This is a genomic window from Streptomyces sp. NRRL WC-3626, assembly GCF_000718785.1.
GTDB classification, from domain to species: domain Bacteria; phylum Actinomycetota; class Actinomycetes; order Streptomycetales; family Streptomycetaceae; genus Streptomyces; species Streptomyces edwardsiae.
The window spans coordinates 434,214-458,931 of the sequence record NZ_JOCA01000001.1 but is presented as its reverse complement, the minus strand read 5'-3'; the positions used below and the strand labels follow the sequence as shown (position 1 = coordinate 458,931).

The window sequence follows — 24,718 nt, the reverse complement described above, 5'->3', positions numbered from 1 at the left end:
ACCGTGACGGTCCCGGCGGTCACTTTCCGCTGCACACCGTTTTCGGAGCCATTCCGCCCTGCCCGGACTGGGCGTCCTGGATCTTCTGTACGTCTTTGAGGAGGTCGCCGATGCCGGCGTTCCGTCCGGCGGCGGCGCGGGCGACGGTCAGCAGGGTGGCCTCGTAGAACGCGTCCCGTACAGCGGGCGCCATGACGTCCGAGGCGTCCAGACAGTGCGGCCCCCGGGCGAGCCGCCGGGCGATCTCGCCCCGGACCGCGTCGTCCGGCGGTGTCACCCGACGGTTCGCCGAGAAGACGTGCGCCCGGTCGACCCACTCCTGCTGGCCCTTCTTCGAGGCCAGCTTCTCGATCAGGTCCCGCGCTTCGGGCCGGTCGCTGAGCAGGGCCGCGAAGTCGCCGGTCACCTCGTGCGCCCGGACCCGGCCGCCGCCCTCGGGCAGCAGCGGAGCGGAGTCGGTCAGACGGGCGCGGGGCGCGGCGAGCCCGTAGAGGGAGAGCGCGAAGGAGCCCTGATGCTCCAGCCCGCACGCACTCCTGTCGTCGAAGAGCAGCCCTTTGCCGTCCGGTGCGCCACGATGGTCGGTGAGCAGTGCCCGACGGGCCGCCTCAGGGTTCTGCCGGAGCAGACCGTCCCAGGCCTCCCAGGCGGTGCGTACCGTGTCGCTGCTCCACCACTTCGACTTGCCCTTGCCGAGCGCCCATTTCTCGTACGTGCCCGGGCCCGCCCGTTGCAGTACGAGGTCCTCGATCCAGTCGGTGCCCGGCCAGCCGGACGTGCCGTCGTCCCCCATACCCATGCACCAACTCCCCAGCGGAGCGGATGAGGTGGGCGGCGTGTCACCCTCGCGGTACCAGACGATGCTCTTCAGATCGGCCTTGACCGGGACCCAGTACCTGTGCCCGGGGGACGAGGCGGGCGGCATCCAGGGGGCGTCGTACTCCTGCGGATCGTAGAGCTTGTCCAGCGGTTCCAGCAGGTCCCGGCCGGCGTACTCGGCGAGTTCACCGAGCCCCGGCATGATCACGATGTCCGGGGGGTCACCCGCCTGCACCTTGGAGAGCAGCACCTCCCGCAGGGCCGCCGTGCCCTGGTACTGGAAGGGGATGTCGAAGCCGTGGAGCACCTCCTCGAACTGGTCGGCCTGCCCCGCCGTCCACGTCCCGAGGATGGTCACCGGCTTCTCGTCGTCGTGCTGCGACCAGACCACCACCAGGCCGACGGCCGTGATCAGCAGCATGACCACCCCGAACACCAGCATCGTGAACCGCCGGGTCACCATCGCCTCCAGTAGTCGCGGTCGAGCCGCAGTCCGAGCCCCAGCACGGGCAGCACCACGGCCAGCAGACTGCCGACCAGCGCACCCCGGTACACCGACTCCGTCCATGTGCCGCCGGCCAGTTGCCGCCGGACCTCCTCGGACATCTCCGTGACGTTCCGCTGCGCCGCCTCCGTCGCGCCGCCCTGCCAGGAGACCTCCGTGATCTGCCGCAGGTCCTCCAGCACGCCGTCGAGTTCGCCCTGGGTGGAGTACGCCGTCATCAGCGGGACCACGGCCAGCAGCACGGTGAGGACGAGGGCGGCGAGCAGATACGGATTCCAGTCCCGGCCGCAGCGGTCGCGCAGCACGAACAACGCCGAGAGCAGCGTCAGCACCGCGCCGGACAACGCGATCTCGGCGGTCCACCAGCCGGCGTGCTGCCACCACCCCATGGCCGCGGTGGCCTCGGCGTGCCTCAACTGCCGGCCCTGCAGCTCCTTCAGGCGCGGCGCGACCCCCACCTTTTCGCGGGTGAGCAGCGACTTGGCCTGTCGCAGCCGCTGTGTCCGCATGAGCGGATCGTCCCGGTAGAGGGACGTACCGCGCGCGAGGGAGTCGCTGTAGGTGGCGAGCAGCCCCTTGATCGTGCCGAGGTCCTGGTCGGTGCGGTCGGCGATCCGGGACAGGCCCTGGTCGGCGGCCGAGAGCTGGGACCGGTAGGCCTCGCCCGAGCCGGCCACGCCGATCAGCTTCTTCTTCACCAGCCTGGCGATCTCCTCGTCGGCCCGCAGTGCCGCGAGCCGGCTGGCGGCGAGTCCCTGGACGGCCGGTGCCTCCCGGGCCGCCAGGGCATCGGCGCTCCGCTGGGCCTGACGGCCGGAGAGGAACAGCGCGGTCGCCGCCACCGCCGTGAGCACGAGCAGCATGACCAGATGCAGCTCCAGCAGCCGCCGGGTCCGCAGCCCGCTCAGACACCGGCGCCAGAGCGCGGCGGGGGAGTACCGGAGCCAGAGCGCGACCGGAGAGTACCGGTGCCGGAACGCGGCGGTCACAGCAGCTTCTCCCCGCACGTGATGCAGTACCTGGCCTCGCTGCCCGCAGGGGTGCGGCAGCCGCGGCAGGCCGGTCCCGGCCGGGCGGTGACGGGGTCGGTCAGCGGCCCCTCGGGCCGGGACCCGGCGCGCAGGATCATCGGGCCGAGGGTGCCGGCGTCGACGCTGCGCAGCCTGACCCGCCCCCCGGCCGCGTCCTCGACGTCGGCGACCGTGCGGATCTCGTCCAGCACCCATTCCGCGTCGAGCCGCACCGCCAGCCGGGCGGCCTGCCCCAACCGCTCCAGCGCGACATCCCGCCGGTTCTCCTGAAGGGCGATGAGCCCCCGGCGCAGCGCACTGCGCATCCGGGCGGTGGCGTTGAGGGTACGCACGCTGTCGGCGCCCGCCAACTCCTGGAGCGGGGACTGCTCGGGATGATGCCAGCGGGCGGTGACCGGGGCGTGCACGCCCCCGATGGACACCATGGCGAACTGCAGCTCCGTCTCCAGCGGGTCGGCGTCCGAGTCGGCGACCAGGGTGAGCAGATAGTCGCGCCGGCCTTGTTCCCACTGGTACGTCGGGAAGCTCCAGCGGTGCGGCCGGCCGCTCTCGGGCAGCCCGCCGAGCCGGTGCGGCCGGGGCGTCTTCTCGGCGAGCGACACCTGCCGAACGGAGGGCCGTACGGTCACCTCGATCGGCAACTGCGGTGTGTGGACGCGGCGCAGTCGCTGAATGGCCCCTGTGATCGCCCGCCCGAGCCCTTCGTCGACGAACTCGGCCGAACCGTGCAGCCGTTCGGCCAGCTTCAGCAGCGGGTCGGGCTTCCAGTCCACCCCCACGGCGAACACGTCACAGGTGAACTGGCCCGCACAGGCGTCCAGTTCCTCCTCCAGCCGGTCCTCGGTGGAGAAGCTGCTGCCGTCGGTGATCAGCACCAGATGGCGTACGGACACCGGCCGGCCGGTGAGCAGGGCGCGCGCGCCGGCCACCCAGGCGGCATACCCGGCCGGACGCGGCCCCTCCCGGTGAAGCGGGAGCGAGCCCGCGACGAACGCGGCCCGGCGTCGCACGTTCTGGTCGGCGACGGCCCACTCGTCGTCGTCGCGCGGAAAGCACCGCACCGGTTCCGGCCCGCTGCCCAGCACGGTGAAGGAGATACGGTCGGGCAGCGCGCGCAGTGCCGCCGGCAGGGCGTGCCGGACGGCCGCCCGGTTGGACTCGGCGACGTCCACCGCGATCATCACGGCGAGCTGGACGGCGGGCAGGTCGGTGGGGGCGCCGTCGGCGGCCACGTCGACCCGCAGATGCGCCTCGATCTTCGCGCTGCGGTGCGGGCGCGGATCGCCGCCGAGATCGACGTGCAGCCGGATGCCCGGCTTCGGCGGCCGGGTGGTGTGGCTGCTCATCCCCTGTGTCACCGCTCCTTCACCTTCGTCGCCGGGCACCGTCGCCCTCCCCTGCGTCAGATCACGGTCTGCGGCCGTACCGCGTGCATCAGGTCCACGAGGTCCTGGCGCGCTTCGGCCTGATGGTGTGTCGCCAGCCGCTTGTACTGCGTCTCCAGTCGCTCCCGCAACGCCCGTTCCGGAGCGCTCAGCCGGCGCAGGGCACGGGCCGTGAGCCGTCCGGCACCGCTTCCCGGCACGCCGGGACGGTCACTGAGGCCGTGCACCGCGTCCAGTTTCCACTCGAGGAGTTCGGTGCTCAGCCGCAGTGCCTCGTCCTCCGACAGGCCCGGCTCCCCGTCGCCCGGACGCCGGCCCTCCATGCCCCGCAGCTCGGCCAGCGCCGCGTCGACCTCGGTGGGCACGGGCAGCGGATCACCGTCCCCGGGCAGCCGGGCCGCGCGGATCCGCAGGGACGCGATCCGGGCGACGGTGTGGTCCAGCGTCCCCGCCCGCACCCGGCCGAGCACGTCGATGGCCGTCCGCCGGTCATGCGCCCGCAGCGCCAGCCTGGCCAGCCCGAGGGCGGCGCCGCCGTGCGCGGGATTACGGGCGAACACCGCCTCGTACAGCTCCTCCGCCGTCGGCCCGGCCGTCGCGTCGCCGAGCCACTCCGCACAGTAGGCGAGGGCCAGCTTGGGCGCGTACTCGCCGGGCAGTTCGAGATGCACCTCGTTGAAGTGGTCCCGGGCCTCGCCGACTTGGCGCGGGTCCTCGTCGAGTTGGGCGCCGCGCAGCGCGAGCAGGGCGCGGTGCCACTCCAGCCGCCACCGCCGTACGGCCGACGGTCCCGGGATGGAGTCCGCGGTGTCGAGTTCCTCCTGGGCCCGCTGCCAGTCGTCGGTGGTGTTCCGGCCCAGCAGGACACGCACGTTGTGCAGACTGATCTCCACCGAGTGCGGCCGCTCGTCCTCCTGCTCCAGGAGCCGGTCCGGGTCGTAGCCGCTGCTCACCTCGAACCGCGCGGCCTGCGGATCGCCCGGATAGGGCCTCGGCACCGGCAGACAGGCGGCGATCTCGGCGGGGGTGGGCGCGCCGAGGTCGAGGACCGGTGCCACGGGCGGCGCGTACCGGTCGCGGTGCGGCCGGTTCAGCCAGTGCTCGATGCCGGGCACCGCACCGAGCCGGGCGCCGAGCAGCCGGGCCGACGGCCGGAAGTGGTCGGAGGGCTCCGGCGGATCGCTCTTGCCGCGCAGCGCGCGGATCTCCCGCAGCGCGCCCCGCAGTTGGCCGACCATCTCGCGTGCGTCGGCGAAACGGCGGCCGGGATCGGTGCGTACGGCACGGTCGACGACCCGGTCGAAGGAGGCCGTACCGAGACCGGGCACCTCGGTCACGGCCCAGCGGGCGAGCTCCCGCAGGGTGACGCCGACGGTGTGCAGGTCGTGGGCGACCGTGGGCGCGGCCGACGTCCCGGTCTCGGGCGCCATGTAGTCGGCCGTGACATGGGCGGGCGGCAGGCTCTGTCCCTGCTCGCGCATCCCGCCGAGGTCGATGACCTTGATGCCGTCCCGGTGGTGCACGACGTTCGACGGCTTCATGTCCCCGTACACGAAGACCCGTTCACCGTCGGCGTGCAGATGCACGAAGGCCTCGAGGATCTGACAGCCGTACGCCGCGACATGCTCGATGTCGAGCACGGACTCCCCGCGCCGCACCTCCTCGGCGACCTTCGCGAGCGTGCCGTCGCCCACGTCGTCCATGACGATGTAGCCGCCGGTGACCTGCCCGCCGTCGTCCCCGCGGGCGACGAAGTCGCGGATCTGCACGATACGGGGATGCCGTATGGCGACGAGATTGCGGCGCTCGACGTCGGCGAGCCGGGCGCCGTCCTGCTCGTACCGGTTGAGCAGCCCCTTGACGGCGACGACGTCACCCAGATGGGTGTCCTCGGCGAGGTACACCCAGCCCTGACCGCCGTGCGCGATGGGACCCATGACCCGGTACTGGCCGCGCAGCAGATCGCCCTCGGCGAGTTCGGGCCGGTACGAGTAGCGCGCCCCGCACGCCGGGCAGAACCCCTCGATCGGCACGGGCCCCTCGGTGTAGGGCGGCGCGAAGACGATTCCGCAGCCCGCGGCCGAACAGCTCATCCGGATACGCAGCGGCGCCTCGGCCCGGATGAGCCGCTCCCCGGCGGGACGCGGCTCACGCTCGGGCAGTTCGAGGAGTTCCCGTGGCCCGAACTCATGTATGTGTGCCGGTAGTTCCGGCAGACCGGGCCCGTCCTGCGCACGCCCGCACGCGCCGCAGTAGCCGGTGGGCAGTACCGCGCCGCCACAGGGGCCGCCGGAGAAGCGCCGGTGCGGGCAGCCGGTCATCCCCGGGCTGCCCTGCTCAGGTCGGCGCGCAGCGTCCTGATGAGCCCGCGCAGCCGGTTGAGCCGCTGCTGCGGATCCCGTACGTCCTCGAGGAGGCGGCGTGTGGCCCGGTGCCGGTCGGCGGTCTCGGTCACGGAGCCGAGGGAGGCGCTGTTGACGATGTCGCGCTGTACGGCCCGGCCGAACTCCGCGCGCTGCAGGCGGTCGAGGAGGCCGTCCGCGTGCCGCAGCAGCGCGGGCAGCAGCAGAAGATCACGGGACGCGGTCCAGCCGGGCCCGCCCTCGTGACGGAAGACGAGCAGCAGCCGGAATCCGAACACCCGTAACCTGGCCAGAAGTTCGATGAGGGCCCCCGGCTGCGCCTCCTCGTCGAGCCCGTCCACGAGCACCGTCACCGGCCGTAGGGGCGCACGGTCGCCCGCCCGCTCCGGCCGGCCCTTGGCGCCGCGCAGCCAGTCCCAGTACGCCAGGTACTCACCGGCGGGAAACGTCACCTGATCGAGAGCGTGGTCGATGAGGTCCGGCCTGCTGGCCCCGCCCCGGTGGACGACATGGGCGCGGTGCGCCAGCTGCCGCAGCGAGCGCTCCTTCCCGCTCCCCGGAGCCACCACGGTGATCTTCACCGGGTCCTCGTCCGGATCGTCGAACCACCGGCCCAACCGCTCCTCGAACCCGTGGTCCCAGGCCCCTGGCGCACTCAACCCCTTGACGACGGGCGAGAGTTCGGCGATGCGCTCGACGGGGATCAGATACGAGAAGGAGAGCCGGTTGTCCTCCGGCAGAGCCTCGCCCAGGTCCCCCCGCCAGCTCACGACGACGCCCACCACGCGCGCGGGCCGCCCCTCCTCCGGCCGGGTGCACACACCGGCACCGCTGAACCCGGCCCGCACCACCTCCGACCTGGTGACCGCATCGAGCTGCACGCGCTCCCCGCTCGCGCCGCCGATGCGCCCCCACAGACTCATGCCGTCGTCGAAGCCCTCCGCGTAGCCGGTCGCGTAGACCTCCATACCGCCCCACAGCCGGGTGTCCAGCGGAGCACGCCGCGCCTGCGGACGAGGGCTGTCGAGACGCAGCACGGCGACATCCTCACCACCGGCGGCCGCCGGCAGCCAGCCCCCGGGCATGACCCGTGCGGACACCGGCGGCAGCCCGCCGTTCTCCGCGAACTCCAGCCACATGACGGCATCCGGCTCGCGCACCACATGCGCACACGTCAGCGCCGTGTACTGGTCGACGAGCACGCCGGCGCCGCAGATCGGCCCGTGTGCGTCCTCGCGTCGCAGCCTGAGTCTCCAGTCCGCACGCAGTTCCCCCATACCGATTCACATTACGTGCAAAGCGTGGGACGTCCCTAGACTTGTGAGCAGGCTGTACCGGTCAATCAACCGAAAGTGGCGGTGTGTTGATATGGCGAACGCGGAACCGATCGGCTTGGCGGAGGCCATCGGCACGGTACGTGCGGAACTGGCCCGTGCCCAGGCCGAGGGCGCGCAGAGCGACTGGCGGTTCCATGTGGAGCAGGTCAGCCTGGAGTTCTCGGTCCAGTTCCACCGCGCCGGCGAGGGCGGGGCGGGCCTGCGCCTGGGTGTCGTCGAGGCCCGCCTGGGCGGCTCGGTGAGCCACGACGCCACCCACCGTATCGAGGTCAACCTGAAACCCGTTCCGCGCCCGGACGGGACGCATCACCTGGTCGGCCGGTAGCCGGTCCCCTCAATCCTCGTCGGAGGATTCGGACATCGCCTCCAGCGTGGCCAGCGTCGGCGACGACAGCTCCGGCTCCCCGCGGAACGACCCCGCGCCGCCGGGCTTCGCCATCGGGAAGGCCTCGTAGAACTCCTCCACGGAGTAGCTTCCGCCGTTCTTCCGCAACGCCGCGCGCAGGACCTTGCCCGCTCCGGGGAAGCGGAGTTCCTCGGAGTTGCGCGCCACGCCGTACAACACGGCGGCGGCACGTCGCGCCTTGCTGTCGTCCTGGAAGAGGCCGGCGGAGCCGGCGGCCAGCGAACCCGTCCCCACCGCGTCCGCGAGGGCCACTCTCTGCGCGGCGCTCAGATGCGGCAGGAGATGGGAGTACTTCTCCCAGTCCCGCCCCTCCGTCCCGGGGTAGTCGTCCTTCTTGCTCTTCACCACGGTCCCCAGGTCTCCCTGGTACCCCTGGTTCAGGGACACCGTGCCGAACGGCGTCTGCGGCTTGCTCCCGACCAGGGCGCTCTTCGCCGGCACTCCGCGCGCCGTACTGCGTTCGTTGGCGCGCTTCAGACGGGACGCGCCGTCCGTGGCCTTCTCGACGGCCTCCTCGACGAAGGGGTTCTCCTCCGTACTCGTTCCGGCGGGAGCGAAACGCAGCGCGTCCTCCAGCGCGAACTCGTAATCCATGTCGTCGCTCGACGCGTCGATGTCCCTGTCGTTCATCAGCTCATCGAAATCGTCGTCCCTCATGCGCTGGATCGTGCTGGACGGCGCGAGGGGTCCGCCGGCCATCCGCTGGACCGGGGCGTGGTCCTGGTCCGCCAGCACCCGGCGGGCGTTCGCCTCGGCTTCCCGTTCGAAGGAGTCGGCGGGGTCGGAGATCCGCAGGCCGCTGCCGTTGTCGGTGCCGGCGACCGGCCCCTGCCGCTGCTGGATGACATGGGTGAGCTCGTGGGCCAGGGTGTGCTTGTCCGCGCCGCCCTCGCCGACGACGATGTGGTGCCCCGAGGTGTAGGCGCGGGCGCCGACCTCGGTCGCGGAGGCCCGCGCCGCGGCGTCGTCGTGAACGCGGACACCGGAGAAGTCCGCACCCATCCGGGGCTCCAACTCGGCCCGGACGGCCGGATCCAGGGGCCGCCCCGGAGTCTTCAGCACCTCGTGCACGCCCGACCGCTGCACCACCGGTGAGGAACCGGACCCCCGCCGTTCCTCGAGCATGCGGCAGACGGCGGCGTTCCCGACGGAACGCTGCAGCGCCGACAACGCGGCCGGGCCCACGGCGGAGGACGACCGCCGCACGCTCTCGCCGCGGGAACGGAGCTTCTCGTCGCCGGCCTGCTGGGCGGTCCGCTGAGCACGCATGTCATCCTCCGGTGACCTGATGTACCGAGCCGTCCACTCTCCCGCACGACCGGCCCGGCATCCAGGGCCGGACGGACGAAACCGAGGGCACGATCCGTTGCCCGAACGGGCACACCCCGACCGAACGCCAACGTTCGGGGGCCTCGTGCCCCCTGCCCCGCTGGACACGGTGAACGCCACGCGGGGCCCTCAGCGGACACCGTCACGCCCCGACCGCTCTCGCGCGCCTCGGCATCGTCATGCGGAACTCGGGTGTACTGCGGAGGCGGTCGGGCTGGGGCGTGGGTGACCTTCCAGGAGCGGGCGACGTCTGCGTCGAACACGCATAGACTACATGTTGACACCGTCAACAAGTATGGGTGGGATGTCAGGCCTCCTCCGACAGGGCGGCGCGCAGATCGGCCAGCGAGACCTGGCCTTCGGGGGTGTCGGCCAGCCAGAAGGTCCAGCCATTGGTCCCAGCTCCGACCGCGTTGGCGGCTCCGGACGGGGTGTCGTGGATCTGTTCGTCGAGCCGGATGCGGCCCTGTTCGTCGACGACGGCTGCCTGCCCGTACTCTTCCCACGCGGGGGTGAGGACGGTTCCCGCGCTGATCAGGCCGGCGTCCAGCAGCTCCGACAGCTTGATCCGGCGGGAGGGGAGCCCGCTCGCCGTGCGCTGCTCGGGCACGACGGCCGGGACGCTGTATACAGGGCGGTAGGAGTCGCTCTCCAACTGCCCAAAGGCGTCACGGACGGCCTGCGCCATCAGGGCACGGCGAGCGGTGAGGAAGGCGTCGTAGTCCATCGAGGGCCAGCTCTCCGGCAGTGCGTGCAGATGGCGCTGACGGGCCATGACATCGGCTGGCAGCCCCTTGGCGGCCAGCTGTGCGGGCCAGTACTGCGAGGGCGCCTGGTCGGAGATGGCGATGTTGTCGCTCCACTCCAGCAGTGCCATGTTGGCGATCTGGTTGATGCGTGCGCTGGTGGTAATCCCGAGGGAGCTCTGCAGGTACTTCCGGGGGAAGAGGTGATGCCGCTCGACGCCCTTGCGCGCGAGGACGGCCGGGTCGAGCCGGGTTCGGACTTTGACGTCGGACAGCAGGACGTCCGCGTCCAGGATGTTGAGGGACGCGATGTACGCGAGCAGTGCGGGCGACTTGGCGGCGGAGCTGTTCAGTGTGTTGGGCAGGGTGATGGTCCAGAAGTCCGAGGTGAGAGTTTCCCGGACGACCCGGTCGAGGGCAGTGGTGTAGCCGTCCGCGTCGCGGCGCGGGATGTTCCGCAGCAGTGCGAGATCGTGCTCCATTTGGGACTCCACCGAACCGGTGTAGCGGCCGGTGAGCTGAGCCATGAAGAACCAGCGCGCGATGACGGACCGGAGCCGGTCGATGGGGACGTTGTAGCGGACGCGGCCGATCAGCCAGAGCGCGTAGCTGTAGAGCAGCGCGTTCTGGCTGGAGATCATCTTCTCGCCGCGGAAGCCGGCGCGCTCCAGGCAGAGGAAGAACTCGTGCCAGTGCTGGAGGTCGAGGACGTGCTTCTGCGCCTGCTGAAGTTGTTCGAAGCGTGCCTCGCGTTGCCCGGAGGACAGCTTGCCGGTGGTGTCCCGCCCGCGCAGGGTCGCGTAGACCTGCTTGAGCACGGCGGATTCCAGGCCGACGGCGGCGACCACGCGCAGCAGCTGGGGCGGCTTGGGCTTGATGTACCAGTTGAAGGGTGATGCTCTGTGGAGAGCCGGAGTGCGCGACTGTCGGCAGAACTCCTCCAAGGCACGGCGTCCCTCCTCCCAGAACACGGAGGTGAGCGTGAGGATGAAGTCCGCCTGGTCGAGCTTCACGCCCTCGCTGTTGATGCGGACGAAGATCTCCGCGACCTGCTCCTCGTCGATGTCGGCCGAGAGCACAACCCCCTTGAACGGGTAGCTCTCCAGGTCGTGCAGACGGTCGAGTGCGTCCTGGATCCGGTCCTCCTCGGCCTCGGTGAGGGGACGCTTGTCGTTCAGGCGGGCGAGGAAGTCACGGATGACCTTGCGGCGTCCTGTCGCGGTGTCCCACAGCACGCTGATGTCGGGGAGGTACTCGGGGTCCCTCTCGATGGCCGCGTCTGTGACGGCGAAGGTGTCGTCCGATGGGCGGAAGGCGAGCCGGACGCGCGTCGCAAGGTAGTCCTCCCTCACCACGGGCGTGCCGGTCATGACGGCGAAGAGCGAGGTGAGACGCTGCTGGCCGTCGACGATGAGCCGGCGAGCCGCCTCCGGTTTGACCCCTTCGCCGATCTGCCGGGCCCCGGGCTCGATCCCGGTCTCCCAGAAGAGCAGATAGCCGACCGGGAACCCCTTGTACATCGAGTCGAACAGCTCGCGCGCCTTGGCCGGTTGCCACACGTAGGGTCGTTGCAGGTCGGGCAGGGCGATCTCACCGCGCCGAATGTCGGTGATCAGGTCGGCTACCTGGTGGGTCGTGTCCTTGAACAGCACGGTGGCCATCGGCCGGGTCTCCTCTGGATGTGTGGACAGGAAGGGCGGATTGCGGGATCAGCCGGTCACGGTGAGCAATGCGCCGGTCGGGTTTCCGGTACCTCGCCGCGCGTCGATCCGGCCGTTTCCTTGCACTCGGTCGGGTGCCCCACGAGCAGCCGGATCCCTCAGCCGCGCCCGGGGCGCCGATGCCGCCAGTACTGATGGACTTTCAGCACTTCGTAGCTCCATGCCGTCTGTTGCTGGGCGGCGGTCTCTGAGCACGCCAGGCCGAGCTGTTCCGCGATGACCGGGAAACGGGGGTGCATCTGCCGGTCGCCGACCGTGACGAGGGCGCAGAGAAGGGGCTCTCCCTTCTCCCGCTCCTCGTCCACCAGCCACAGGATGACGCTCTGGTCGTCGCGGTGGAGCCGCGGCAGTGCGGGGAGGCGCGTGCCGATACGGGACCAGGAGGTCGTTGCGCCCATACGGGCGGTCTGCTCCAGCAGCGGGCGGAGCTCGGTGGCGATCTCCGACAGATGACCAGCCCTCAGCAGGGGCGGCTCGTCACGACGAGCCGGTGTCCGAGAACCTGGACCGGCCGTGTGCGAGGGCGAACGGGTCGCCCCGGTGTCCTTGAAGGGCTTCGTTCCGCGATGCGGCACGTGACCGCTCGCGCGCTTCTCGGCAGGGCGGCGACTCGGACGTACCGTGGAGCGCTGCCGGGTCGGGGACTCCTGCCGCACATCGGGCGTTGCCGCACGTCGACGCCCCTCCTCCAGCCAGGAAGCGGAGTCGAGTACCTTCTTGAACGCCTGGAGTTCTTCCCGCTGCTTCCTGGTCTCGCTGGGCGGCACCTCCGCCACCTGGGACCACGCCAGCGAGTACAGGCCGGTCGCCTCGGCCACCGCGTACCTCTCCACGGCAAGCCGAAGGTCCAGAAGGATGTGGTTGAGGTCCCGGTGGAGACGGGCGACGTCCATAACGGAGCGCACAGGGCGCCCCGTTGTCCTGCGACGGAAGTCCGTCTGCCAGCTCGAGCCGCCGCTGAGACGTACCCGGTTCCGCGTCAAAGCATCCCCCCACCAGTGACACGCTGTGCGGCTCTACCTCGGTCCGGACGAAAGGCCGTCCTTCAAGACGTGGCACCCGCATACTCAAGCAACGCCAGAACCGTAAGATGGTGCGTTGGCGCTGTCAACGGAGCCTGTGCTGGTGGCTGTTCGACTCTCACGGTTTCGGCCACTCGGCGGGCACCGCTCGTCGTCCGCGCGTCGGCCTGCGCCGACCCGCCGCGCGGGGAAGTGGTCGATGTGGATCGAGCGACACACGGTGCCGTGATTCGGCTATACCGTTCTGCTGGGACGTCAGCCGCGGGCTGACGTGGGGATGAGTCAGGGGGGACGATGATCGACTATCGCAAGGCAACACCCGTTCCGGTGTGGACGCTGGCGACAGGTGACGTCCAGGTGCCGGCGGTGGCCGGGGACGGGCCGATGACGGCTGAGCGTCTGGCCGAACTGCGCGGTGTGCTGGCCGCGTTGGCCGACCGGCCGATCGCCACGCTCGAGGCGCATCCGCTGCCGGACAAGCTCGACCGCGGCCGGGGCATCTCGCTCGACGCCGCGAGTCCGCTGGCACAGCACCTGTCGCAGCTGATCACGCAGTCGGCGCGCGGTTCCGCGGCGGCCAAGGCGACGGCTTCCGGCGAAGGGTTGTACCGCATCGTGGTTCCCGCGAAGGTCGCCAAGCAGTTGGGGCAGGGCATCCTCCGCCTGATGCCGTCGAAGGCGGTGGCCGGCGGTGTCCGTGGCTCCGTCGTGGATCCGGTGACGGGCAAGATCGTCGCCGGTGTGACGTACGTCCCGGTCAGTAAAGCGGCAACGGCGGGCGCAGCCGGTGGAGCTGGTGCGACAGCCGGCGTCGCGGCCGCCGGCAGCGCGGCGATCACCGTGGCCGCACCGCTCGTGCTCATGGCCGTGGCGGTCGGGGTGAGCGCGCACGCCGACGCCAAGCGGCAGGAGGCCATCGCGCACATCACGGAACTGCTGGAGCAGCTTCAGGCGGACAAGCTCGACGACGAGCACAGCGCGCTCAACGGCTGCCGTCCCGCCATCGACAAGGCCACGGCCATCCTGCTGGACCAGGGCAGGCTCGGTGTATCGCTGGGACTCGACTCGGCGGTGCACGCCATCGACACCGCGCTGAGCAAGGCCGACATCCGCCTGGCCCGGTGGACGAGCGCGCTCGACAAGCTTCCCGACGGCGAGCCCGTCGAGATCGGCACGCTGACCGAGTCGTTCCCTGGCGTGGACGACCAGGGCGGCACGTTCCGCACCCACCTCGAACTGGCCGCCCTGGCCATCGCGTTGAAGCGGCGTGTCAACGTCCTCCAGGCGGTCGAGCTGGCCCAGAGCGAGCCCGACAACCAGTTCGAGAGCTTCACCCGCGCGCTGCGGGATGACGAGCAGCGCCTCGATGAGCTGGAGTCGGGCCTTGCCGGTGTCCTGTTGCGCCTGTCGGCGTTGGAGCTGGCCCGGCCGAAGAGTGTGCGTCCCGTCCTGACGAATGGTGAGGTCGACCGGCTGATGCGTACGGCGTACCAGATCCGTGGGCTGGGCGACGGCGTCGCGGTGGGCGGCCGCCCGACGGACGTGGCGATCGAGATCGCCCGCGACAAGGACGGCTCGGTGGTCGTGTTCCCCGCACTGGCCGCGGCAGGGTAGGCGCGGGGCGTACGGCTCTCCTCGGGCGACGCGGTCACGCGCCGGCCGGTGTCGTCAGCACCGCCCGGACGGTCTTGCCGCTGGGCGGGTAGGGGACGCAGTCCCAGTGGTCGACGAGGGCGGTGACGAGGGTCAGGCCGCGTCCGGAGGTGCTGAGCGGGTCGGGTTCGGTGTCCGCCGGGAGGGAGCGCGGGCTCAGGTCTCCGCGGGCGTCGCTGACCTCGATGCGGAGGTGGCCGCCGGCCGGGTCGAGGACGAGGGTGAGCCGGAAGCAGCGGCCAGGGAGGCGGCCGTGCAGGACGGCGTTGGCGGCGAGTTCCGCGACGACGAGTTCGGCACGCTCCGTGAGCTCCGGCGAGACGCCCCGTGAGCGCAGTTCGGCCACCGCCAGCAGCCGGGCGAGGCGGGCGCCGCGCCGCGTGGACGACAGCAGTTGGGTGAAGGTGCTCACGGGGGCACCGACTTGGGGTGTTGCGTGGTTCATGGCGTCAGAGTGGCGGTCGGGTGCGGGCGGGAGCGAGTGCCGCGCCCCGTACGCGGGGTGACCGTACGGAGGTGGAGAGGAGTTGGTGCGCTTCCGGAACGGGCATGCACGAGGCATGGGGGGATCGCGCCGTGAACCGAGCGGGCCGCACCCCGGAGTGGGGTGCGGCCGAGTGTGCGCCCTTGGTGTCAGTTGGTCGAGGAGCCGGGGGCCCTTGGCCCTTGGCCGGCAACTGCGGTGTCCTCCGGGCTCTGGGCGGGGGCGGGGACACGGTCCGTGGAAGAGGGGGCGGCGAAGATCTCGTCGAGGGTGGTGGCGTCGATGGCGCGGTCGAACCAGAGATCCAGGAGCGGCATGTCCGCGCAGGTGATGACGCGCTGTCGGGTCTCTTCCGTCAGGCAGAAGCCGCGGCGCTCCATTAGGCGCAGCAGTTGCTCGGCCTTTCCGGCTACGCGTCCTTCCTGCCGTCCTTCTTCCTGTCCTGCGAGGCGGGCGTCGCCCACGATGGTGCCTTGCCGGGGGGTGAAGAGGGTTTCCATCAGGTTCCTCCAGATTTTCTGGGCGTGTTCGCTGCCCAAGCCGTCCTCGATCAGTCCCGCCAGGTCGTCCCGTGCTTCACGGTCCGTGTCCTGGGCCAGTGCCTCGCCCACTACCGTCAGTATGCCCTCGATGTTCGGGTCGTTGCTGTGGATCCACAGGCAGAACGCGGCGAAGTCGAGGTCGGCCGAGGCGTCCTGGATCCGGCTCATCCGCGGAACGTTGGACGGTCCCAGTACGTGAGGCACTGTGACCTGGGTGGGGCGTCCCAGACCGGTGCGCAGAGGTCTGGCCGCCCATGCCGCCGTCGCCCTGTCCACGCACAGGACCAGCAGGACGACTTCGAGCTTGTACCGGTCACGCAAGTACGCGACGTAGTACGGCCATGAAGTCTCCTTCTTCGATTCGATTCGGGTCTGCGCCTCGACCAACAGGATGAACGGATCGCGCCCGTCGGGGCGGACCACCCGCAGTACGGAGTCCATCTGCCGGGCAAACATTTTCGGGGCACCGGACGCGTCCGTCGGGAGGGTCTCGGTGGTGACACCGGTCGGGATTCCGAGGTCCAGGAGGTCCAGCGCACGGTTCAGTGCCTTGGGACGCCCCGGCAGGAAGCCGTGCAGGGTGTCGTGACTGACGTTGGGCATGGCGTGAAACTACGTGCGACGCGGGAACAACCGTCGGTTTCCGGGAGGTGATCACCCGATTGAGGGAGTCCCCGGAGACCGGCTGACGCCGAAGCCTGCGGCCCGCCTACGGCGCCGTGGCCTCGGATACGGCGCTGACGATGCTCGACGCCATGGCGTCGAAGTTCTCCCGGAAGAAGCCGGTCCTGATGTAGAACGCTTCCTCCGAGAATCCGCTGTTCGACAGGAACATCGGGGCGATGGCCGTGATCGCCGCATGGATGACGTGCAGTTCGCGGGCGGTCAGGGTGAACTCCCGGGAGGTTTTGTGGTCACCCTGGAGCCGGTCGTACAGCCGGCGGACCTCCTCGCGATCCGCGCCGAGCTGCACGACCAGAATCTCGTCCGTGGAGGCCCAGCCGTCGAGCGTGCTCAACGCCTCGCACATCATGTCCGTCTGCGTCGCCGTGAGCCGTCCCTGGAACGCCTCACCGGCCCTGGTCAGCTTGATCCGTGTCCTCATCGTGGTCAGTCTCTCCCAACCCCGGCCCGCCGACTACGAGAGGGGGCAGGCCAGTTCGGGAAGCACGCGGTTCGGGGAGCACGTCACCACGGCCAGGGAGAGGTACGAGGGGCGTGCGAGGGCTTGCCGGTTGGTTCCGTTCTGCATGACTGCACCCTCCCGCTCGTCCAGGCGGCGAGGTACGGCCGCCGCCTGGTGTTTCCGCAGGCGAGCGGTGTACGTGGACGGCTTCTCCTGGTTCTTCGTGACCTCAGAGTGGCGGTCGGACAGGGGCGGGGACGAGTGCGGGACTCCGTACGGTGAGTCAGGGTACGGACACGCAGAGTGGACGGTACGTCTGATGGCCCGTCAGGCTGGAGGTCGGCGCGGGTGGCGTGAGGAGCCGTCGCGGCATGGAGGAAAGGGGCGGCGGATGGGCAGTGTCGGAGTCGAAGGGGAGGCGGTCGGTGCCGGGCCGCAGGAGGTTCCGGCGGGGGAGTGGGAGCGGGAGCCGCATCCGTCGGACAGCCTGCGGACGTTCGGCGCTTTCGTTCAGGCGCTGCGGGAACACGCGGGCCTCAGCTGGGCCGAGCTGGGAACGCTCGTCCGGTACTCCAAGCACACCGTGGAGTCGGTGGAGTTGGGGCGTCGGATGCCGGATGAGGCGTTCGTGGAGCGGGCGGAGGAGGCGCTGGGCAACACCGGTGCGCTGCGGAGGGCCGCGCGGCATCTGACGCGGGGGGAGGCGGGGCTGGCGGCTTGGTTCAGGCGGTGGGCCCGGCTGGAGCGCGAGGCGGTGAGCCTGTGCACGTACGAGTGCCGGTTGGTTCCGGGGCTGTTGCAGTCGGAGGGGTACGCGCGGGCGCTCTTCGAGAACCGGATTCCGCTGCTGACGGATGAGCAGTTGGAGGCTCAGGTCGAGGCGAGGATGGCGCGGCAGCGGATGCTGTACGAGCGCCCGACGGTGCCGTTCCACTTCATCGTTGAGGAAGCGGTCCTGCGACGGAGGCTGGGCGGCACGGTCGTCCGGCGCGAGCAGTTGGACTACGTTCTGGAGCACACGTCACCTCGCAATGTGACGTTGCAGATCATGCCGTTGGAGGCCGAGTACCACTCGTGCATGGATGGGCCTCTGCGCCTGCTGGAGACCCCGGAAGGGCGTCGGCTCGCATACTCGGAGGGGCAGGAGAGCGGGCGGCTGATCGGTGACTCGAAAGAGGTGAGAGTCCTCCAGCAGCGCTATGACACACTGCGGTCGCAGGCCCTGCACCCCCAGGACTCCCGGGCCTTGCTGGAGCGACTGCGAGGAGAGACATGAGCACGACGGAACTCGCCTGGTTCAAGTCAAGCTACAGCGGTAGCTCGGGCGATGACTGCGTGGAGGTCGCCGTCACCGAACAGGCCATCCACGTACGCGACTCCAAGGACACGACCCGCCCGCCCTTCGCCGTGCACCGCCAGGGCTGGGAGCGCTTCGTACGGTTCGCGTCGGAGCGTTGAGCCCTCACCGCGTCCGGGAGCCCTCGGCTCCGTAGCCGAGGGCCTCGCGGTTGATGAAACGGTCACCGAGGTCGCGCACGGGCGCGGGCCCGGGCTTCTGTGTGGTGGGTTTCTTCGCGGCGGGGGCGGGCTTCTTGGCGCTTGCCCGCTTGGCCGGTGCCGTCTTCGCCTGCCTGGCGTTCTTCGCGGCCGGCGTATCGCGCGCCGCGTACTTCTTCCGGAGTTCCGAGAGCTGCTCACGTTCCCGGACGGCCACTCCGGGGGTAAGGGCGTTGGTGAGAGCGCGGGCCCGGCTGAGCCCGTGACGCGCCGCGTGCCAGTTCTTCTTGCCGATCGCCGTACGAGCCAGATGGAGAGCCTGGCGGAGCGCCTTGATCTTCGCGGGCTGCCGCCGGGGTATCTCGGACTCCGCCCCGCTGCTCCGCCGCTGCCCGGCGGCGCGGGTGCCCCAGTCCGTGCCCGAGGTCAGGACGACGACGGAACGGGGGTTGCTGCTCTGGCTTCGGCGTACCACGTGCGTCGGTTCCTCGGGTGGGTGACAGGTGCCGGACCCGCTCTCGGTGTACGGGCCCGGATGACTTGCAGGGAGCGTACACCCCTGTGGGTCTACGTTGGCGTTGTCAACGCCGTTCATCCGTCCCGAAGGTGATCCTGGCGTACGCGTACGGCTCGCCCTCCCGTGGTGCGCGGTTCCAGGAGCGGGTGGTCAGCTGCGGCAGTATGCCCTCGACCAGGGCGTGCCGGGGCAGGGAGAGGCCGAATTCCTTCGCGACGGCCGTCAGCAGGCGCCGGTGGTGGTCGGCTTCGCCGATGCCGTGCAGGACCCGGTCCGGGTCGAGGGCGGCGGGTACCGGACCCGAGCGTTCGACGTCACTGTCGCGCAGTGTGTACGCGTACAGTTCCTCGCCCCGCTCGGCGACCGACAGGTGGAAGAGCGCGAGGCCGCCGTCGCGACCGCGGCGCGCCCACAGCACCACCGCGCGGCCGTCGCGCGACGCCGCGGCCGCCGGGGAGACGAAGAAGCCGCCGGGCGCCGACGCCCGCGGGACCGCGTCGACGCCGAACGCCCACCCGGACGCCGTCCGGCCCACCGCGACCACGGCCCGGTCCTCCCACGGCGCCAAGTCGTCCCGCTGCCGGTAGTCGTAGGGGAACCACCCGTCGGGCAGGACGGGCGGAGCCGTCAGGCCCGTGCTCCCGTCCTCCCCGATCAGGCCGGGCAGTGCCTCCGGCTCCGCGCCCTCCACCCACAGACACCGGTAGGCGTCGTACGGGGTGTCCCACCGCGCGGGCTCCGCCAGCCAGCACAGTCCCGGCGGGTCCAGGTCCGGCACCGGATCGGGCGCCGGACCGGAGCGGCCGGCCCGGGGTGTGGCCAGCAGCTCGAGTCCGCGCTCCCGTGTCACCACCGGGCCCAGCACGGGGTCGCCCAGCAGGCCGAGCGGTGCCAGCAGGTCCGGCCCCGGCGGCGACCACGACGGCAGTGCGGCGCGGATCGTCCGCCACGCCGTGTCCGTGTCCCCCCGTCGCGCCGACTCCCACGCCTCGGCCACCGCCCGGCCGAACGCGCCGCCCGGCGCGTAGCGGTAGGACCGGTCGCGTATGCGGGTGAGGATCACGTCCGCGACGGCGGTGATGTCGTCAGTGGTCCCGGCACCCAGCAGGAACCGGTGGGGACCGGGGCGGCGGCAGTTGTCCCGCAGGTGCCTGGCGGCCATCACGGGGACCAGTTCGTCCGTGTAGAGGGGGTCGGCGACGAGTGCACCGAATCCGTGGCCCCCACCGCTGTGCGACAGCGCCGCCAGCTGGTGCAGCATGCCCCGCGCGCGGGGCCGTCCGTAGCGCTCCGCCTCGGTGAGGAGCTCCCGGGCCGTCTCCCACCTCCCGCTCAGCGCCTCGTCCCGGGCGCGCTCCACGTCCGCGTCCAGGGCCCGGGTGGTGTCGTTCACGAAGCCGGGTACGCTCGCCCGGCCGGCGTGGAAGTGCTCGTACATCCGCTGCATGTACGCGCGGAACGACGGATACCGGTCCGGGAGTTCACCGCTCCACCCCTTGTAGACGTACAGGGCCCACTCCCCGTCCTCGTCCGTGTCACCGGGATCCAGCAGGGCGTAGGACACGTCCGAGTCCGTCTCCAGCCGCAGTGCCCGCCGCCACATGCCGGCCAGCAGCACCTCCTCCTCGGTCGAACGCCCGGTCAGCCCCTGCTCGTACAGCGGGGTCATGTCGAACGGGTCCCCGAACCAGTCGATCTCGTGCGCCGCGCCCAGCCGGTGGACGGACCCCTCGTCGAGCCGCCAGCCGTTACTGGCCGCGAGGAACCGCCGGTACGACGGAGGGAGCCGCACACCCAGGCGCTCCTCGGCGGCGGCCACCTGCGCCTCCGTCGCGGGCGCGGCGGCGAGCGCGAGGTCGGCCAGGGTCACGCCGCCCTCCGACAGGTCCTCTACGTCGTCCTCGCCCGGAACCCATTCCTCCTGCCAACGGCGGAGGAACTGCTGCCAGTCGATACGGTTCCCGGTGGTCTCGATCACGGGCCGATTGTGGCAGCCGGCACTGACAGCCGCGGCCGGAGCGTCTGCTCCCCGCTGATCAAGGACCAGCCAATCTGAGCCCCTGAGTCGCAGCCGGAACGGCGGTTTCCGGCCGATGCGTGTCCGCGGTGTTGCCCGGCGCACCCGGGCGGTGCCTACAGTTGCGCCGCTCAGGGGGAGTGGACCAGACCATTCCTCGCCCGACGAGGGTCATCGCCGCGGCGGATGACTGGTCGTCACCCGGGCGGGGCAGATCACTCCTGGCCTGCATGCTGACGTGGGCATGGCAATCGCGTGGAACCATGGAACGGGAGTGGATTTGAAGGTGCAGAGAAACGCTCGAAGAAGGATCGCGGGCCTCGCGGCCATCGCGCTCCTGACCGGGCTGGTCCAGGCCGCTCCGGCCCTGGCGGCCCCCGAACCACCGTCACCGGAGCCCGACAGCAGCCGCCCGGCGGAGCCGGCCGCCCGGGTACAGGACCCGGGCAAGAAGCTGGGCAAGGACTGGAAGTCCTCCGCCGACCGGGCCGTGACCACGGCGACGGACGCGGGCGGGCTGAAGATCCTCGTCGCGGACAGCAAGGACGCCTATCAGTGGCGGACGGTCGCCACCCTCGCCGAGCCCGGTATGCCGGCGGACACGTGGATCGGCAACGCGTGCGTGATGGACCGCGACCATGTGGCCGCCGTCTACGCGCCGCGTACGTTCACCAACAAGCCGGACCTGATGCAGGGCGGCGCGTTCACCGCCGTCGTCGACGTGAAGAACGGCACGGTGACGAAACTTCCGTTCACCGCCTCGCTCGCCTACTTCGACCCGACCTGCAACCCCGAGACCGGCACCGCCGCGTTCACCGCGTTCCGCGACGACAGGACCCGGCTGCTGACGGTCACGACCGACGGAAAGACCACCGCGGACGACTCCGTGAACGGCCAGGTGACCTCGGCCGTGCCCGTCGACGACGGCCTCGTCGCCGCCCGGGGACACGACCTGGTCCACTTCGGCCCCTCCGGGAAGACCCGCACCCTGGCCGGCGCGGACGGCGTCCCGTTCCAGATCCGTCCCACGCGTGACGGGGTCGCCTTCCTGGACCGCTCGGGCGAGAAGGCCCGGGCGCGGCTGTGGACCGGGAGCGGCGAGCCGTCGACGCTGGCGTCCGGCAAGGTGGGAGACCTCGCCCTCGAACAGGGCGCGGGCGGGCGGGTGTTCCTCACCGGGCAGCCCGAGAAGGCTCCGGTGGCCGGCAGCGGCGTGACCGTCCTGGACGTGCCGGCCGACGCCGCCGTGTCGAGCCACGGCAGGCTCGCCGTCGAACCCGTCCTCGGCCCCGGCGTACGCACCGGCCTGGACCACATCAAGAACGCGGGCAAGGGCTTCACCAAGTCCGAACCGTCCCCCGACACCGCCCGCACCGGGCAGGGGCCCGCGGCCGCGACCGCCACACCGCTGACCGTCGAGAGCACCGCGACCACCACCGGCGAGAAGCTCACCCAGACGGTCCTGGACACGACTGCCGCCACCGGCAAGGAATCCTTCTCACCGGCCCTCCCCGCCACCGGCAAGCAGAGCGCGCGAGCCGCACTGGCCGCCGACGCGCGGGCCAACAACCCCGTCGACACCGACCGTTGGTGCTCGGTCCCGCGCAACGACGTCAAGGCGCTCGCCCTGCAGCCGACCCCGAACCAGGTCGAGTGGGCCGTCGACATGGCGATCCGCGGTGAACTGCGCGCAAAGTGGATCAAGCAGGGAGGCTGGCGCTCCCAGACAGGGCTCGGCACCATCGACCCGCAGGGCCTCTTCCCGCCGCCGACGCTGAAGGGCGGCGGACGCATCCCCGCCCAGGTACTGCTCGGTGTGCTCGCCCAGGAGTCGAACCTGTGGCAGGCCGAATCCGGCTCCGTGCCCGGCCAGATGGGCAATCCGCTGGCCGCGATCGCCGGGTTCTACGGCCACGAGGGCGAGACGTCCGAGGAGTACTGGCGCATCAAGTGGAACAAGTCGGACTGCGGTTACGGCGTCGGCCAGGTCACCGACGGCATGAGGCTCGCCGGCTACGAGAAGGAGGGGGAGACCTCTCTGGCGCCGAACGCGCAGAAGGCCGTCGCCCTGGACTACTCGGTCAACATCGCCGCGTCGATGTACATCCTCGCGGACAAGTGGAACCAGCTCCACACCTCGGGTCAGACCATCACGGTCAACAACGACGACCCGTCCAAGCCGGAGAACTGGTTCGCCGCGCTGTGGAACTACAACCTGGGCTTCAACCCGAACAACGGCGACGGCAAGCCGTGGGGCCTGGGCTGGTACAACAACCCGGCGAACCCCTTCTACCCGCCGTCACGGCACCCGTTCATGAGCGACCCGCGTGACGCCGCGAAGCCCCAGAACTGGCCGTACGAGGAGAAGGTGATGGGCTGGGCCGCCTGGTCCATGGACACCGGCTACTCCTACGGCACCGACGGACGGCAGGACTGGCCCGGCGAGTCCGGTTTCGCCAGTGCCGGCTTCCGGCCCGCCTGGTGGGTCAACCCGGGGCAGCGCGACCGGGTGAAGCCGCCGCTGGACGCGTTCTGCAACTCCACGAACAACTGCGACTCCGCCAACCCGCCGGACTGCCCCGACGCGCAGTGCTACGAGAAGTACTGGTGGCGTGGATCGAACGTGACGTGGAAGGCGAACTGCGACGCCGACTGCGGCAACGAGAACATCAAGTACGTGACGCTGCGCGAGGAACCGGGGCGCGGCTTCCGGCTGCAGTACGGCAACTCGGAGTGCGGCGCCGCCCCGGCCGGGGCGCTGATCGTGGACTCCGTCCCGGACGGCATCCAGACCTACAGTGACTGCGGGTCGTCGGGCACCGACTCCGGAAGCTTCCAGTTCACGTTCCATCCCAACCCGGCGGCGACCGGACCGGGGCTCGGCCCGTACGAGGCCAAGGGCGACCTCCACCAGATCGGCGGCGGACACGGCGGCCACTTCTGGTACACGCACACCCGCGACACCGCCCACCTCGGCGGCTCGGGCGGCCGGATGACCATCGACGGCACCTGGACCCTCGGCAGCAGCGTCGAATGGGCCCGCGTCTACGCGCACATGCCGGACACCGGGGCGCACACCCAGCAGGCCCACTACGTCATCAAGGGGGTCGAGGGCGGCGACCGCGACCGTTACATCAACACCCGCTTCGGTGAGAACACCTGGGTGGAGCTGGGCGTCTACCGCTTCACCGGCACCCCGCGGGTGGAGCTGACGAACACCACGGAGGACGGCACCGCGGACGAGGACGTCGCCTGGGACGCGGTCGCCTTCCAGCCGCTGTCGGGCAAGCCGAAGCACATGGTCGTCGCCATGGGCGACTCCTACACCTCCGGCGAGGGCTCCGGGAGTTACTCGCCCGAGTCCGACCGGGGCCACGGCAAGACCAGCTGGAACGCGTGCCGGCGCGGCGACAACTCCTGGCCGCGCAAGGTGAAGCTGCCCGGTCAGAGCTCCAGCATCGGCACCCTCTCGGACGGCAGCAGCACCGCCGTCGACTACCTGGACGTCAGTTGCTCGGGCGCGCACACCTGGCAGCTGACCTCGGGAGACCCCACACCGTGGGGGAAGATCGGCAATTACCACGAGAAGAGCCAGCTCGACTCCGGCGTCCTCAGCGACGACACCACCCTGGTGATGCTGACCATCGGCGGCAACGACGGCGACAACTTCACCAACGCCGTGACCAATTGCTACGTCATCGGGGTGTGCGACCCCGACGACTACAAGGGCAAGGTCGACACGGCGGTCGAGGACACCGAGTCGGTGATCTACCAGATCGCCGGTGCCGCGTCGAAGGCGCAGATCGTGCTCATGGGCTATCCCCGTCTGGTCAGCGAGGAGAAGTGCACCGCGGTCAACTCCGCGCTGAACGAGCTGGCCGACTATGTCCGGGACAAGCAGAAGGCCAAGGTCGAGGAGCTGAAGAAGGCGGGCGTCAAGGTGGAGTTCGCCGACGCGATCCCCGCGTTCCGGGGCCACGGGGTCTGTGACTCCGACGAGTGGATCAACGGCGTCGTCGCCGGCCCGAACGGTGACGGAGACTTCCACGACGGCGACCCGGCCAACCAGGCCCCGTGCCTGCCCTGGCCCGGGGAGAACATCTGTGCCAGCCTCGAGTCGTTCCACCCGAAGAACGCCGGCACCACGGGCTACGCCGGGGTGATGAACCAGAAGCTGGCCGACATCGGATACAAAGGCAGTTAGTGGGCTCTGAAACA

Annotated in this window: 18 protein-coding genes; 5 read left to right on the top strand and 13 right to left on the bottom strand. The window is 70.7% G+C overall.

Annotation, left to right across the window (positions count from 1 at the left end):
* Nucleotides 1-19: 19 nt before the first annotated feature.
* The 5 genes from IF28_RS0101965 to IF28_RS0101945 are packed head-to-tail and all read right to left on the bottom strand — an operon-like array spanning nucleotide 20 to nucleotide 7,380.
* Nucleotides 20-1,279 carry an ABC transporter substrate-binding protein gene (locus IF28_RS0101965; protein ID WP_030212844.1) on the bottom strand — a complete coding sequence of 420 codons (1,260 nt, stop codon included), beginning with the start codon at nucleotides 1,277-1,279 and terminating at the stop codon, nucleotides 20-22.
* Nucleotides 1,276-2,313 carry a hypothetical protein gene (locus IF28_RS0101960; protein WP_078620802.1) on the bottom strand — a complete coding sequence of 346 codons (1,038 nt, stop codon included), beginning with the start codon at nucleotides 2,311-2,313 and terminating at the stop codon, nucleotides 1,276-1,278. Before IF28_RS0101960 ends, IF28_RS0101965 begins: the two co-directional genes overlap by 4 nt.
* Nucleotides 2,310-3,701, bottom strand: a complete 1,392-nt coding sequence (locus IF28_RS0101955; RefSeq protein ID WP_037892315.1) for a hypothetical protein — start codon at nucleotides 3,699-3,701, stop codon at nucleotides 2,310-2,312. The genes IF28_RS0101960 and IF28_RS0101955 overlap by 4 nt, the downstream gene beginning before the upstream one ends.
* Before the next feature lie 56 nt (nucleotides 3,702-3,757).
* Complete coding sequence (locus IF28_RS0101950) at nucleotides 3,758-6,061, bottom strand: tetratricopeptide repeat protein (RefSeq protein ID WP_030212839.1); 2,304 nt, start codon at nucleotides 6,059-6,061, stop codon at nucleotides 3,758-3,760.
* Complete coding sequence (locus IF28_RS0101945) at nucleotides 6,058-7,380, bottom strand: S1 family peptidase (RefSeq protein WP_030212836.1); 1,323 nt, start codon at nucleotides 7,378-7,380, stop codon at nucleotides 6,058-6,060. The genes IF28_RS0101950 and IF28_RS0101945 overlap by 4 nt, the downstream gene beginning before the upstream one ends.
* Nucleotides 7,381-7,471: 91 nt before the next feature.
* Here IF28_RS0101945 and IF28_RS0101940 point away from each other — a divergent pair, with 91 nt between their 5' ends.
* Nucleotides 7,472-7,765, top strand: coding sequence for a trypco2 family protein (locus IF28_RS0101940; protein WP_030212833.1), 294 nt, complete (start codon nucleotides 7,472-7,474; stop codon nucleotides 7,763-7,765).
* Nucleotides 7,766-7,774: 9 nt separating this feature from the next.
* Here the strand turns inward: IF28_RS0101940 and IF28_RS38445 are convergent, their stop codons facing one another.
* The 3 genes from IF28_RS38445 to IF28_RS0101925 form a co-directional block, all read right to left on the bottom strand.
* The gene (locus IF28_RS38445; protein WP_063829292.1) at nucleotides 7,775-9,115 is read right to left on the bottom strand and encodes a DUF4157 domain-containing protein; all 1,341 of its coding nucleotides are present in this window, start codon (nucleotides 9,113-9,115) and stop codon (nucleotides 7,775-7,777) included.
* Between the two features lie 367 nt (nucleotides 9,116-9,482).
* Nucleotides 9,483-11,582 carry a GmrSD restriction endonuclease domain-containing protein gene (locus IF28_RS0101930; protein WP_030212827.1) on the bottom strand — a complete coding sequence of 700 codons (2,100 nt, stop codon included), beginning with the start codon at nucleotides 11,580-11,582 and terminating at the stop codon, nucleotides 9,483-9,485.
* 158 nt (nucleotides 11,583-11,740) lie between these two features.
* Entirely contained in the window at nucleotides 11,741-12,547 is an 807-nt protein-coding gene (locus tag IF28_RS0101925) for a hypothetical protein (RefSeq protein ID WP_158713634.1), read from the bottom strand.
* A gap of 411 nt (nucleotides 12,548-12,958) precedes the next feature.
* On the opposite strand from IF28_RS0101925, the gene IF28_RS0101920 reads away from it, so the two are divergent.
* Nucleotides 12,959-14,278: a hypothetical protein gene (locus IF28_RS0101920; protein WP_030212821.1), complete on the top strand. Its 1,320-nt coding sequence runs from the start codon at nucleotides 12,959-12,961 to the stop codon at nucleotides 14,276-14,278.
* Between the two features lie 34 nt (nucleotides 14,279-14,312).
* Here the strand turns inward: IF28_RS0101920 and IF28_RS0101915 are convergent, their stop codons facing one another.
* The 3 genes from IF28_RS0101915 to IF28_RS0101905 form a co-directional block, all read right to left on the bottom strand.
* A complete protein-coding gene (locus IF28_RS0101915; RefSeq protein WP_030212819.1) occupies nucleotides 14,313-14,762 on the bottom strand; it encodes an ATP-binding protein in 450 nt (149 codons plus the stop codon).
* Between the two features lie 188 nt (nucleotides 14,763-14,950).
* The gene (locus IF28_RS0101910) at nucleotides 14,951-15,946 is read right to left on the bottom strand and encodes a hypothetical protein (RefSeq protein WP_051713570.1); all 996 of its coding nucleotides are present in this window, start codon (nucleotides 15,944-15,946) and stop codon (nucleotides 14,951-14,953) included.
* A gap of 106 nt (nucleotides 15,947-16,052) precedes the next feature.
* Nucleotides 16,053-16,448 (bottom strand): hypothetical protein, encoded by a 396-nt coding sequence (locus IF28_RS0101905; RefSeq protein WP_030212812.1) that lies wholly within the window; start codon nucleotides 16,446-16,448, stop codon nucleotides 16,053-16,055.
* A gap of 412 nt (nucleotides 16,449-16,860) precedes the next feature.
* Between IF28_RS0101905 and IF28_RS0101900 the strand changes: the two genes are divergently transcribed.
* Together IF28_RS0101900 and IF28_RS0101895 are read left to right on the top strand one after the other, a co-directional pair.
* A complete protein-coding gene (locus IF28_RS0101900; protein WP_030212809.1) occupies nucleotides 16,861-17,745 on the top strand; it encodes a helix-turn-helix domain-containing protein in 885 nt (294 codons plus the stop codon).
* Nucleotides 17,742-17,927, top strand: a complete 186-nt coding sequence (locus IF28_RS0101895; RefSeq protein ID WP_030212806.1) for a DUF397 domain-containing protein — start codon at nucleotides 17,742-17,744, stop codon at nucleotides 17,925-17,927. Before IF28_RS0101900 ends, IF28_RS0101895 begins: the two co-directional genes overlap by 4 nt.
* 4 nt (nucleotides 17,928-17,931) lie before the next feature.
* Here IF28_RS0101895 and IF28_RS0101890 read toward each other — a convergent pair whose 3' ends face one another.
* Nucleotides 17,932-18,441: a hypothetical protein gene (locus IF28_RS0101890; RefSeq protein ID WP_030212804.1), complete on the bottom strand. Its 510-nt coding sequence runs from the start codon at nucleotides 18,439-18,441 to the stop codon at nucleotides 17,932-17,934.
* Nucleotides 18,442-18,547: 106 nt separating this feature from the next.
* The gene (locus IF28_RS0101885; protein WP_030212801.1) at nucleotides 18,548-20,461 is read right to left on the bottom strand and encodes an SMI1/KNR4 family protein; all 1,914 of its coding nucleotides are present in this window, start codon (nucleotides 20,459-20,461) and stop codon (nucleotides 18,548-18,550) included.
* Nucleotides 20,462-20,786: 325 nt separating this feature from the next.
* Between IF28_RS0101885 and IF28_RS0101880 the strand changes: the two genes are divergently transcribed.
* On the top strand, nucleotides 20,787-24,704 hold the full coding sequence (locus IF28_RS0101880) for an SGNH/GDSL hydrolase family protein (RefSeq protein ID WP_311709566.1): 3,918 nt from the start codon (nucleotides 20,787-20,789) through the stop codon (nucleotides 24,702-24,704).
* Nucleotides 24,705-24,718 lie beyond the last annotated feature (14 nt).